Origin of the sequence: Ruminococcus sp. D54t1_190329_F1, from assembly GCF_015551645.1 — a bacterium.
Classification (GTDB): Bacteria; Bacillota; Clostridia; order Lachnospirales; family Lachnospiraceae; genus Blautia_A; species Blautia_A faecis.
The window spans coordinates 80,399-94,032 of sequence record NZ_JADNDC010000018.1 but is presented as its reverse complement, the minus strand read 5'-3'; the positions used below and the strand labels follow the sequence as shown (position 1 = coordinate 94,032).

The following is a 13,634-nucleotide window of genomic DNA, read 5'->3' as shown; positions in this document are numbered from 1 at the left end:
AACTTTCCTTCTCTTTGGTTTCGGATCAAATCAGCTTCCTTCAATATTGCCAGATGTCTTGATATGGATGCTCCCGTTACTGAAAAATGTGCGCATATTTCTCCGGCTGAAAGCCGCCCATTCTTCAATAAGTTCAAAATCTCACGTCGTATTGGATCTGCCAGTGCTTTTAATGTATCCTGTATACCCAAAAATTCATCACACCCCTTTATTTAACATTTAACCTAATTGTTAAACGTATTATAATGCAAGGGATATCATGTGTCAAGAACCAGTTACTTCAAAAAACTGCCTGGGTAGCAAATAAAGACAGAAGCATGGTTTTCCCTGTTCTGCAGAAACAGATCTGTTTGATGCCGCCATCCTTGCCCATCCGGAGAAGATTATTGTCAAACGTCTCCTGAAAAGTGAATGCCTGGCAGGGCGTGAGCCATACTAGAAAACTGAAATTCACTTATTTGCAACATAAAAGCTCTATCGTATTTTGAAGCACCAAAAATCTAACTTTTGGACAGATCAAAATACGATAGAGCTTTTTGTTATTAGAATCAGTGAGCTTTTTGTGGAAGCTGGCAGTTATAAGCGATTCCAAGCGGTGTGACCAAAAGGGGATGAACCGGCCGGTAAACTGGAAGGTTCAGCTTCTTCTCAAACACGCTGGTAAATTCCTGAAAGCTTGCAGAGCCGCCTACCACATAAACTGCAGGTATCTCATAGCCTTTTAGAAATTTCTCGGTAATGGATGCCATTTTTTCAACCGTTGCCTTAATAACCGGAAAAATTTCCTTCTCTTTTTCCGGAGTGGTCTTCAGAACCTCTGCCTCTTCGTAGGGAATCCGGTAATGACCGGCAACTGTCATCGTCATATGGCTGCCCCCAGTTGCCTCGTCATCCGTATAGATTACCTTGCCATCCTTGAGGATGCTGATGCCGGTTGTGCCGCCGCCCACATCTACAACTGCACCGTCGGTAATCTTTAATACAGCAGCGGCCGCAGTAGGTTCGTCAACAATGTTGGTTACTTCGAAACCGGCACCTTCCAATACATATCCAATGCTCTTCACACTGCCTTCTGAAACTCCCGGAGGAATGGCAGCAGCGGCATAGAGAAGCTCCGTGCCCAGCTTTTCTTCCAGTTCTTCTTTTAATTTTGTAACCAGCTGAACAGATTCGTAATAATTCACAATAACACCGTCACGGATTGCATGGGAGGGTGCAGAGACACCGGCAATAGGACGATTCGTACTATCTACAACTGCAAGAACCGTGTTCGCAGTACCAAGATCCACGCCTACCTTCAAACGCCCTCTGAATTTTTTACATTCACCAGTGCGTACCAGTTCTGCAAAATTTGATAAAGTTCTGTTTTTTAGTTCCATATCCGAACACTCCATTTCTAATAAATCTGGAAGCTGTGAATCAGTGTACTGATACATTCATATTTTGCAGTGATTCGCAGCGATAATGTATTTATTATATATGAAAAAAGGCGAAAAAACAATAATTTTGCCCGGAATATGGCTCATTGCCGGCGTAAATTAAAATGGCAAAGTAAGCTGATCCAGTAGCTTTAAACAGTCCTCCTTTGAATATACCATAGGACTTCCTGGCAGTGACTGAACGAAATCCTGAAAGATCCGGCACAATGATTCGTCTGAAATATGAATATTACAACAATATGTGCCAAATAAAAAAGCGTTTGTCGGGTAAATATTAATCTTGTTTTGCGCACTGACAGAAATGGACAGATAGTCAGGAAATTCTTCTGTTTCTACAGCATTGTTTGAAGATGGAACTGTGGTGGCTTATGGGCAGGGTGTGTTAAAAAAAGATGGATCTGTAATTGAATATCATGGAACAGAAATTAAGAAACTTATAGTAAATGAAGGAGTTACAGGTATTGGTGGTTCACTTTGCTATAATCTGCCATATTTGAAGAGCGTATTCCTTCCCGAAAGTGTTACTAAAATCGGAACCGGGTGTTTTGCAGAATGTACTTCATTGCAGGAAGTAACACTTCCATCCAATTTGCAAACAATTGCATATGACGTTTTTAAAAATTGCTATTCATTACAGAAAGTAACAATGCCATCTAATTTAAATCATATTGGTACGAGCACTTTCGAAAATTGTAAGAATTTAAAAGAAATTCTTTTGCCAGATACATTAAGTTCTATTGGTGAGAATGCATTTAAAGGATGCAGCGTACTTAAAGCAATCAATATTCCTGGAAATGTAAAAGAAATTGGGGATTCAGCATTTGAGGAATGTGTCAGCTTAGATGAAATAACAATTCCCCATTCTATAGTCCTTGGGAAAGGTGTTTTTTGCAGTTGTACCGCTTTAAAAACAGTTATCTTTGAAGCTGATCCTGAATTAAGCAAAATTCCAAATTATGCATTTGAGAATTGTATCAGTCTGACATCAGTAACGTTTTCTGATAATACTTCAGATATTGGAAACAATGCATTTTCTGGATGTGTTAGTTTGTCAGAAATAACTTTACCCAAAGAGCTTATTGAGCTCGGAATGGAAGCATTTAAAGAATGCACAAGTTTAAAAAATGTTCACTTTACTAATACCCAACCCTGCAGAATAGGGGAAGCAGCATTCCAGTATTGTAGCAGCTTGGAAAGTATCAATATTGTAGGAGATATTGGAGCTGATGCATTTAATAGTTGCACAAATTTAAAAACTGCTCATATATCCGATGGATATATTTGGGGTAGAGCTTTTAAAGATTGTATTAACCTAACTGAGATAACTTTACCTGAGAATCTTGGTTGGATTGATGAAGAAGTGTTCAGTGGCTGCACCAGTCTAAAAAATATTAGCCTGGATGGTTATTTATTTGAAATACGAAAAAAAGCGTTTTATAACTGTTCGAGTTTGCGTGAAATTATACTTCCACACACCTTTTATGCATTGGAAAATGAAGCATTTGTCGGTTGTTCAAATCTGGAATCCATAACCTTTTTATATGATGAACAAAATGCAGCACGGGATGAATGGCCGTTTATTGATCCTTCCGCAGTTGAAGGATGTGTAAACTTAAAAACTATTTATGGTTACAATGGCTGGGGACTGGATTATGACGCAAAAAAAATAGGTGCTGAATTTATTGCACTTGACAAAACACCAGATGTTATCCCATCTTTTTCCATAGAACTAGGAAAATATTCTGAAACTGATGCTGTAAAAATTTTCTGGAAAAAATGCCCTGATGTATCTGGGTATGAGATGGAGATTAGTAGCTCATCATATTTTTCGCAGTGGGCAGATACATCTGTATACCGAAAACTTGATAATACTCAAGATTTCACTTACTGGTTTGAGGCCGAACCAGACTGTACGTATTATGTACGCATGAGAGCATATAACCATTATGTAGAAACCAGCTACGGTGAATGGTCTCAGCCCCAATCATTTATCATTACACGCGACAAATTGACGCCGACCATTACGCCATCGCCCACAGCAACGCCAGCTCCAACTGATACACCAAAGCCAACTGCTGTGCCAAAACCGACCACTGCGCCAAAACCAACCACAATCCCAACGCCATCCAAGGCTCCATCACCACAAGCACCATCATCAAAGCCAACTATGAAGGTAAATATGTCCAGCCTTGTTTTAAAAACCAGACAACGTAGCAGTGCCCTGAAAGTAACTGGTTTGGCGCCTGGCGATTTCGTAAAATCCTGGAAATCGGGGAACACAAAAATCGTCACGGTAACCGGAAATCCAAATGGAACCTGTAAGTTAAAAGCAGGTACAAAAAGTGGAAAAACCACGCTCACAATTACACTAAACAGTGGCCTCACCAAAAAAATACCTGTCCGTGTCCAGAAAACGACCGTTCGGACGCAGAAAATTACAGGCATCCCGAAAAAGCTTGTTTTGAAGGTGAAAAAGAAAGCCACCTTAAAACCTGTGATTCTTCCGTTAACAAGTACCGAAAAAATCACCTACAAGAGCAGCAACAAAAAAGTAGCAACCGTATCCGCAAAGGGGGTAATTGCTGCAAAGAAGAAAGGAACTGCCACCATTACAGTGAAATCAGGAAAGAAATCCGTGAAGTGCAAGGTTACCGTGAAGTAACAGCTTTGAAACGTATTATTTAAAATTTATGGGAGGCAGTACAGTTTTGTACTGTCTCCCTACTATAATAGCAAACACAAAAAAATTGTACGCGCTATGAACAGCACTTTGCAAATCAAGTCTTACACATAGAAAAAAATTGAGCAGTGGCTGGAGGAACAGGAGACTTGAATATTTTTTTTGAACGTGTTAATATGCTGATGTACTTAAAATCTGGCCTGGAAAATATATTATGGGTTACAGCGATAAAGCAAAAAAATATAAAGTTTCGGAATGGTTTGATGAATGGATGAAACTTTATAAAATTGGACGCATTAAGACGAATACAGTCCGAGGATATGTAGACGGCTTTGAAAGAGCAACCGACTTTATTGGATCTGTAAGGCTGTGCATAGGAGAAATTTCAGCACTTTTGTGGTCTGATATTGATTTTGAAAAGCATCGTATTCGTGTCTGTAAAACTTTAAATGAGACGACGGTATTTTATGATGATAGTAAGAACCGCCTGGAGGAAACATACTCAAAGAAGCAGATTACTACGCCGAATCGGGAACCACATTTGTTTAGTGTACATCCACATAAGTTTCGGCATACTTTTGTCACGAGAATGAATCAATCTGGTATGTCACCATTTACCGTTCGCAAGATTGTAGGTCACGCACATGTTAACATGACGGAATATTATACACACTTGGAACAGGAGTATATTTCAGATGAATTTAATAAATTCTCCGAGAAATATGAAGAGGAAAAAGTTCCGGCTATACCAGAAAAAAATAACAAAGGAAAATTATGGAAAATAACACTGATAATAAAAAAATACTAAAAGGTTGTCAAAAAGTGGTCAAAACAGTTTGGAAGATGCCACAAACCCGCATAAAACAAGGGCTTCCGCAGATACTATTAAGATGTCACCCATATGGGAATGGTGATTTGTTTCGCTATTAAAATGTCCGTTAAATGCGATCTTTTAAGGCTTTTCGAAGGTGCTAGGAGATTTTTATGAGTAGCATTAAATGGCGGTTCATGGCATGGGATTATTGCAAAAACCGTGCAGTAAGCTGTGCAGTAAAACAACCAGAAAAAATTTTTTAATAGATCATATCTCAAGTACAATATGCTTTATTATAAAGTAAGACCGAACCAAGTATAATTGATTATGCAGGGTTCGGTCTGTTTCATTTGGGCTGTGATAATACAAGATCACGTATATAAATTAGCAGTTGTTACAAATGCCGAATTAGAGTATAATATAACTATATTCGGAAAAGGATTTTTGAATATACCCGAAAAGGAGTAATGCCAGTGAATACAGAAACGAAGAATGCAATTCTCATAACTGATAAAGATGCACAGTATGATGAGAGAGCGAAAAGACTGCTTGGTCAGAAAAGCATTCTGGCACATATACTGGTAAAAACAGTAGATGAATTCATGGGAATGAATCCAAAAGATGTAATATCTTACATTGAAGGAGAGCCATTTATTAATACTGTTCCGGTTGAACCTGGGCTTACGAATACTGTTGTTGAAAAAGATAGTCAGCGAGTCGTAGGTTTTAATTCTGAAAACCAGGAGATTCATGAAGGAACTATAAGGTTTGATATTATCTTTTATGTACGGATGAGAGATGGATTATCACAGATTATTGTGAACGTGGAAGCACAAAAGGATGAGCCTGAGAAATATGAGATTTTAAACCGAGCTATCTTTTATGTGAGTCGCATGATTTCTTCACAGAAAGAAAAAGATTTTTCAAATTCAAATTATAATGATATCAAACGTGTTTATTCCATCTGGGTGTGTATGAACATGCCGGAAAATAGTTTGGAGCATATTCATCTGGTAAAGGATAGTCTTGTCAATTCGCATGCCTGGAAGGGAAAGTTGGATCTGATTAATATTGTCATGATCGGACTGGCAGAAGAGCTTCCTGAACATGAAGAAAAATACGAGTTACATAGATTACTTGGAGCATTGTTATCCCAGAATCTGTCTGTAAATGAAAAATTGAATATCATCGGAAACGAATATGATATTCCAATGGAAGAAGACTTCAGAGAGGATGTGAGTGTTATGTGTAATTTAAGTCAGAAAATTAAAGAAACTGGAATTGAGATTGGTAAAAAAGAAATGATTGTAAAAATGCACAGCAAGGGTTATACAATCGCTCAGATCGCCGATGTAGCGGGAATGGAAGAAAAACGGATTGAAGAAATTATTAAAAATGAGGAATTGCTACCAGCATAATGTTGTGTGAAGGAAAAGTCATTCAAATGGATGTTCATTTGAATGGCTTTTTATCAATTCCCAGATAAAAGGAGAACAGCTTTTCCTTGAACAAAAGGAGATTATAAATGCGTGAATTAGTAGCGACTCTGGCAGGCGTAATTGTTGGCTGGATTTTCAATGAGATTACGATGTTTTTTCGTGAAAGACCAAAGCTTACTTTTAAAATGGTTTCTACACCAGAAACGGAACTGATAGATAAAGAATACCGTACTAAAACAAGTTTATCAGAACATGGAATTGAAATTTATAATACAGGTAAAAATCCATTTATACTAGAGAGCTTTGAATTGTGCTATAAAAACAAATTGCTTGTAGATTGTCACATAGTAGAAAATGCCAAGGTTCTTATGCCCTCTGAAAGTTTCACATATACACTTATGGAACAAGAGGCAGATGCTCTACAACACCATTGCAATCAAGAAAAATTTGAAACTTGTGATGTGACAGCCTATAGTGTGGAAGGTAAGAAAATAAAAACAAAATTATGGGTTCCATTGTTTTATATTAGGGCTGGCAGATAAAATGCAATATCATCGGAAACGAATATGATATTCCAATGGAATAAGACTTTAGAGAGGATGTGAGTGTTATGTGTAATTTAAGTCAGAAAATTAAAGAAACTGGAATTGAGACAGGAATTGAGATTGGTAAAAAAGAAATGATTGTAAAAATGCACAGCAAGGGTTATACAATCGCTCAGATCGCTGATGTAGCGGGAATGGAAGAAAAACAGATTGAAGAAATTATTAAAAATGCGGACTTGCTGCCAGCATAAATGAAGAAGTTGTCGCCATCTGGTTGGATAAATATCTGATCGGATGGCAATTTTATTATAGAAATTCAACTATTTCCCTATATCGATACAGAAATCATTTTATATCATCAAACCCTGCAAATCTAAAGTGGTAATCACATTTCGATTCCATTTCTTTTATAAATCGAGAAAATCTTAAAAAAATCGCAATTTATTTTCAAATTTTTACACTTTTCGTCGAAAATTTTTATTATTTATAAGTAGGAGAGTAAAGAACCACTCCATATTATGAAAACGGAGGGATAAAAGAATGTGGGTATTTTGGCTTGTGTTCTTCGTTCTGATGGCAGTGGTGATTACGCTTATGTATTGCTGCCTTATCAGAGCTAGTGTGGTGGACGACGAAATGGAGAAGGCGTTTCAACAAAAGATGAAATTACGAAAGGATGAGGCAGAAAAATGTCAAGAGGACGAGCAGGAGTAATATCGAAAGAATACAAAGGGGAAGAGAATACAGAATTTCATGACATCATAAAACTTTTTAAGATTTACCGAGTAGTAAACTGGCAAATGCAGATTAAGATCAATCAGGTAAGTGTCATGCTTTCGCTTATGTATCAGGCAAATCATAGGAGTTCGAATTACTGGTTACGAAAAGAAACTAATATTTTTTCTGTTCTTTTTTCCTTGTTTATGATATGTGGAAGATTATTATATGGTGTACACTGGTGTACAGATATCATCGGAGGTGTTCTATTGAGCTTCGGATTGTTTGGAATATATCGGGGAGCCACTTTACTTTGCTGTAGGAATCAGTGACAGATTGGAGAAAAAACGGGTAGAGAAACATATGCAATAGCAGTAGGGGTGCTGTTTCTGATAATAAAAAGAATCATCCTTTGTATCGTGTGAAAAACGAATAAAGTTTTATAAAAAGGGATTGTTCAGAGTGAACATTCCTTTTTCTATTGGAAATTTGCCATAAATTGTCAAATAACAGTTGCTTAAAGGTACCAAATAATATATAATTGACTATAATCAATAGTTAAAATATCATTGTAATTACAAGAAAAGGCAAAAGCATTGCCAAAAGGGAGGAGGAAATGTATGAAGCATTTCAGAAAAACAATTGCACTCTTTCTGGTGGTAGTTATGCTGACAACCACAATGGGAAGTACTGTGCTTGCAGGAACTGAAAATCAGGGATTTTCGGATCAAGCAGAAACGACCGTGGATAGCAGGTTTCTGGATGGAATTGATACAGATGGTTACGATTACGTGATCACATCCCAGGAACAGGCCGATGAACTAAGGGTGTCGGATGATTCCAAATCCATTTTGGTTGCATGTGGGTCGGTTTATCTTTCCGGCATCACAGCAGGAACCATCACAATCCGCAATACAACAAAGATCCAGCTATCTAATGTTACTGCGAAAGCACTGGACATCAGCCAGGGTACTGCGATCAGCTTCACTGGTGTGAAAGCAGACCAGCTGTTGATAGCCGGGGAAAAGACAGAAGAGTCTTCCCTGCAGATTGATTCTGAAACGAATATTTCCAAACTGGAATTAAACGGCGGCCAGGCAGTAACACTGTAAGGAAGCGGAACCATCGGAGATGTGGAAGTAAAAGAACCGGTAAGTTCCCTGGCGGTTTACGCCACCTGTAAAGTAACAAACCAGTCCGGAAAAGCACTGGAACTGGAAAAACCAGACGGAAGCAGTGAAACCCTTCCAAGTGGTGCAGCAAGCTCTCTGAAACTGGAAACTTACTCCGTTACATTTGTAGCTGATGGCAGTGAAGTGGCTGTCCGTCAGACAGTTCCCGGAACTCCGGTGGATGTTACCGGGATCACGCCAGAAAAAGAAGGATACATATTTACCACCTGGTATCAGGATGCGGCCTGTACAGAAGCGTATTCCCAGTTTGACTGTGTGAACGGACCTCTGACCTTATATGCAGGTTTTACAGATGCTGCTGAAGCTGTGACCGTTACCTTTGAAACATTTGATGGTACACCAGCAGCACCTCTTACCTTTGCAAAAGGGGAAACACTTCTTTCCAAACCGGTATCCAGCATTTCTACAAGTAAGGACGGCTATACCTTCGGCGGATGGTGCCGTGATGAAACGTGTACCGAACCATTTGCATATACAGAGCCAGTTCAGGAAGATATGACTCTGTATGCGCTTTTTACTTCCAACGAAGCCGTAAGCCAGGAAAAGGATGGAAGCTGTGCGGAGTTAAATGATTTCGACTGGCAGGGAGAGATCCCGCTGATTACAGATACCAAAATGACAGAAGACGAGGTTCTGTCCGCTGTCTCCTTAGAGCCGGGAGCCGGTGATCTGGATCCGATCCTGTCTGTAAAAAAGACACCGAACGGTTTCTCCATTTTCGGTGAATATTACGAAAAAGATGAAAAAAAAGGATTTGAGCCGGGAGCCACATTTACAGTAAGGCTTCCTGAAGAAATTAATTTTGCAGATTATTCCAAAGATGTTCGCTCAGTTACAGTTTCTGTTTATAAAGAGAAGGTGGAGATTGTTGGTTTTTCAGAAGATATCGATTATATTCTCTGGGACCAGGTAATATCCTACACCCCTGCTGTTGAGAAAGAAAATTCAGAAGAAACAGCAGGACAAACAGAAAAAGAAACAGCTGAACTCCTTCAGGAGGAAGAAAAGGAAATTCTTTCCCGGCAGGAAGCGGATGAGCCTTCCACAACAACAGAAGAAAATGAAGAACTTCCTTCCGAAGAAAAACCGGAAATTGAAACAGAAGAGGATGTACCGGAAACCGAAACTCCGGCATATGAGCCTGGGGAACTTCTTGTAAATGGGACGCTTAACTATGAGCCCGGGGAAATCGTAGCCTTTTATGACGGCGAAATCGGCCGGGATGAAAAGAGCATGGATTCCTATACCGAAGGCTCTTTTGACGGATATGTGCTTTTTGCTCAGGTTGTGGATGTCCAGAGCGAAGGGGATCAGACAAGGATCTGGTTCGGATATGCCAATCCACAGGATTACCTGGCAGATTTTGATGTAAACACTACAGATGATGTAGATCTGGAGAGCCAGCTGTCCGAAGAAGAACTCCAGGTAGTGGAATCCAAAATCGTCAGCCAGGTAGAGGAAAACGAGGAATTAAAAGCCCAGATGCTGATGGCGGTTATGACTTCTGAGGAAACCCAGAAGATGATCAATGAAAAATACGGGGAAGGAGTTTATTCCCTGGCAGGAATGAATGCCACCCTGAAGCCGGGCAAACCATCCGTAAAGATCTCTGCATCCGGCAGCAATGTAACTGCGACGATCAGCATCTCGGCAAGTGCAGCCATTAAGAACGGTTCGAAGACGATTCTTACCATTTCACCTAAGCTGTCCTTTACCCAGAGCCTGTCCGTACAGACTAATGTAAAAGGTGGAAAATTCTGGATCGATATGTCCGTAACTTTGCGTTCCACATCCAAGATTTCCCTTACGGTTACCGCATCCTCCGGCGGCTCTGTAAAGCTGTTCAATGATGCGAAGAAAACACTTTCCGAGATCGTAAAACCAGAAGGGTTAAAGGATTCCAACGACTACAGCCAGTATGACAAAAATGTTTCCGAACTAATGAAGACAGTTGGTTCCATTGTAAATTCCTCCCTGGTCTACAATGATATTTTCAACGTCGTTCTTTTGAAGCTGCGGTTCTCTTTCTACGGAATCATTACCTTGGGTGTGGATATTGACCTTGTGGGCCAGGTCGGTGTGCTGGCAACCTTTGGCGTGGAAATTGAGGTAAAAAGCGGAGAACGCATTGGATTTGAGTATAAGTTCCTGAAGTTTGAAGGAAGCTCCTATACACAGAAGCTGGAAAGCAGCGTGACCAGCAGTGTTTACCTGATTGGTAAAGTAGGGGCAAGGGTGGGAATCCGTGTTACGATTTCCATTACCTTCTGCGGTTTCATCTCCACCAGCATAGAAGGCAGCGTCTACGCTTACGCAGAATTGTCTGGCTTCTATTATAACACAGCGAACCTGGTAAGCGGTGCAAGCACAGAGCTGGGCGCATTGAAATTTGAGGTCGGTATTGATGTGGTTGTCAAGCTTCAGCTGAAAGTCAAGCTTATCTTTAAGACCAAGAAAAAGAGCTGGACCGTATACAGCGGTAGATGGCCGTTGTGGTCGAAAAGCTATTCCAGCGGTTTTTCCTATATGAACCAGACCACGTTGGCTGACATGTGGAAGGTTGTGTCCCAAAATGCAGACAAAAAAGATTCCTTCGGTTTTGCTTCCATTCCGATGAAAAACTGGGATATGGCGAAAGGCACATGCAAAGAAAGCTTCGTTCTGGCGACCCAGAAGAATGCAGGTATTTCCCTTCAGATCCAGAATCTGAAAGTTGATGGGAAAGCAGTATCGGCCAAAGATCCCCTGGCAAAACTCTTTTATGTGGGAAACGGAAAGAACAACACCAGCCTCGGATTTATTTATCTGGATCAGGGCCTAGCGGCAAAATATAACTGTAAAAAGGCAGAACTGGACCTGGTTGTAACTTATACCAACAACAGCAAATCTGCTATCGTGAAAAAGCAGGTCAGCAGGTTCCATCTTAGTAAAAAAATTTATGTTGCAACCACAAACCACACGATGAAAGTCGTGCTCAGGGACTGGTGCGCAGACGAATGGGGACTGGATCCTGCCGGCTGGGACAATGCCCTGGTTTATCAGAACACTTTTACCAGTTATCTAAGTACAGACCAGAAAACAGCAGAGTGGAAAACCGTCAGCCTGAATTTAAATCAGATCATCCAGAAAGCAAAAGATGCTTATCCGGAACTGGCAGGTATGGAATGTAAGTGGATAAATGGAAGCGGTTCCCTACAATCCGGAATTGGTTCCGTGAAGGACTGTTCACTGGATGCGCAAAATGGAACCTTAAGATATAAAGTTTTTGCGGATGACCAAAATTATGAAACAACTTATTATCTTTATGTGCACAGATTCCCGGGTGAAAGCAGCCAGGTAAATTATCACATAAGCCTGAACGGGAAAGAAGCAGATACCACTTATAAGCTGTGGGTAACTGCTGCGGACGGTACCGTGAAGGAATTTAAGAAGCAGAAGAACGGCAGCTATGACCTCACCATAAACAAACGGGATTTTAACGGGGAACAGCAGGCGGTGATGATGTCCGTAAATAACGAACCGGATCAGAAGACCAGCCTGTCCATAACCGGCAGGGAGAGCCAGAAAGACGTCTACCTGAAACTTGATCTCCGTCAGGTACAGCTTGTCATACAGGCTGGAGACGGAATCAGGACTTTTAAGGCATATCGGAAATCATTTTTTAGAAATGTGCTGATCCGTTCTGAGGAGATCCGTTCCGGAACGAAAGTGGAAATAAGGACTGTGCTGGACCCGGATTACAGTGACCTGGAAGTCGTCAGTACATATGATAACTTTAAATACAGCGTTACTGGTAAGAATAAAATCACCTTTACCATGCCACAGAGAAATATCACGCTGGTCCTTCGGGCCTATAAACGCCATAAGATCACATTTGATTATAATTTAGACGATTACGGGGTTTATAAGACCATTTACTCCACAGAAAAGCAGGATGTAACAGTACCAGAGGATCCGTCTGTGCCTGGTTACGTATTTAAAGGCTGGTATCTGACAGCAGATGGAAGCGGGGAACCGTATGAATTTGACCGTAAGTTAAAAGAAGACAGTACACTTTATGCACAGTGGGAACCATTAGTTTCACCGGAGCAGATACTGGAATCCATAACAGGAGTTTTATCCAATCATTATACGGACTCCCTGGAAAAGTATCTTCCACTGGAAAATACCCCCAAAAAGCTTCAGGCAGAAATCACTGGAAGACTGACAGAAATCCTGGAAAAGGAAAATGTGTATCAGCTGTATGGGAACCGGATTTCTTTCCATGTGGTGCTCTCTGACAAAGTAGAAGAGACAGAAAACCAGTATATCTATACTTACCAGGCAGATATCCTTTATAAAGATCTGGCTGGAAAAGAATGGGAAGGTACTGCCAAGGGCAGTTTTGTACTGGGAAAAATGAAACCTGAGGTTTCGGTACTGCCACTGGCTGGAAACCTGAAATATCAGGAAAAACTGGCGCTCAGTCCGTTTACGGGAGGCGAAGTGACCTACAAAGAAAACAAGGTGACCGGAAGCTTCCGCTGGAATGAACCGGAGCTTGTGCCTGCAGGAGAAGATAACGGAACCGCAAAATACAAAGCGACATTTATACCGGATGGTGACAGCGCAAAGCTTTATACCCCTGTAGAATTTGAATTACCAGTGAAAACACAGATCGGTGTCCGCGTAAGCTGTAAAGCTGACAGCCGAGATTACGAAAAAGGTAATGTTACCACCACCGGAACCCATGAACTGACACGTGCAGGCGATGGTATGAAACTGGAAAATCTGGAACTGACAGACGGTGTCTTTAAGTTTGAACAGG

Annotated in this window: 11 protein-coding genes; 9 read left to right on the top strand and 2 right to left on the bottom strand. The window is 40.5% G+C overall.

What is annotated here, in order from left to right:
- Together I2D69_RS10220 and eutJ are read right to left on the bottom strand one after the other, a co-directional pair.
- Positions 1–128: ArsR family transcriptional regulator (locus I2D69_RS10220; protein WP_347708392.1), on the bottom strand; the 128-nt coding region annotated here is incomplete at its 3' end.
- A 420-nt stretch (positions 129–548) separates the two neighbouring features.
- A complete protein-coding gene (gene eutJ / locus I2D69_RS10215; protein ID WP_173772019.1) occupies positions 549–1,379 on the bottom strand; it encodes an ethanolamine utilization protein EutJ in 831 nt (276 codons plus the stop codon).
- A gap of 421 nt (positions 1,380–1,800) precedes the next feature.
- Here eutJ and I2D69_RS20490 point away from each other — a divergent pair, with 421 nt between their 5' ends.
- From I2D69_RS20490 to I2D69_RS10170, 9 genes are all read left to right on the top strand, one after another.
- Positions 1,801–4,101 (top strand): leucine-rich repeat protein, encoded by a 2,301-nt coding sequence (locus I2D69_RS20490; RefSeq protein WP_195379849.1) that lies wholly within the window; start codon positions 1,801–1,803, stop codon positions 4,099–4,101.
- A 232-nt stretch (positions 4,102–4,333) separates the two neighbouring features.
- On the top strand, positions 4,334–4,927 hold the full coding sequence (locus tag I2D69_RS10205) for a tyrosine-type recombinase/integrase (RefSeq protein ID WP_173717809.1): 594 nt from the start codon (positions 4,334–4,336) through the stop codon (positions 4,925–4,927).
- A 473-nt stretch (positions 4,928–5,400) separates the two neighbouring features.
- A complete protein-coding gene (locus I2D69_RS10200; RefSeq protein ID WP_202017067.1) occupies positions 5,401–6,351 on the top strand; it encodes a PD-(D/E)XK nuclease family transposase in 951 nt (316 codons plus the stop codon).
- 107 nt (positions 6,352–6,458) lie between these two features.
- Complete coding sequence (locus I2D69_RS10195) at positions 6,459–6,914, top strand: hypothetical protein (RefSeq protein WP_118584190.1); 456 nt, start codon at positions 6,459–6,461, stop codon at positions 6,912–6,914.
- 68 nt (positions 6,915–6,982) lie between these two features.
- Positions 6,983–7,168: a hypothetical protein gene (locus tag I2D69_RS10190; protein WP_173717810.1), complete on the top strand. Its 186-nt coding sequence runs from the start codon at positions 6,983–6,985 to the stop codon at positions 7,166–7,168.
- 289 nt (positions 7,169–7,457) lie between these two features.
- On the top strand, positions 7,458–7,631 hold the full coding sequence (locus I2D69_RS10185) for a hypothetical protein (RefSeq protein ID WP_173717811.1): 174 nt from the start codon (positions 7,458–7,460) through the stop codon (positions 7,629–7,631).
- Positions 7,607–7,966: a phosphatase PAP2 family protein gene (locus I2D69_RS21010; RefSeq protein WP_173717812.1), complete on the top strand. Its 360-nt coding sequence runs from the start codon at positions 7,607–7,609 to the stop codon at positions 7,964–7,966. Before I2D69_RS10185 ends, I2D69_RS21010 begins: the two co-directional genes overlap by 25 nt.
- Positions 7,967–8,254: 288 nt before the next feature.
- Positions 8,255–8,746, top strand: a complete 492-nt coding sequence (locus I2D69_RS10175) for a hypothetical protein (protein ID WP_195379848.1) — start codon at positions 8,255–8,257, stop codon at positions 8,744–8,746.
- A 21-nt stretch (positions 8,747–8,767) separates the two neighbouring features.
- Positions 8,768–13,634, top strand: a 4,867-nt coding sequence (locus I2D69_RS10170) for an InlB B-repeat-containing protein (RefSeq protein WP_195379847.1), incomplete at its 3' end; no start/stop codon positions are given.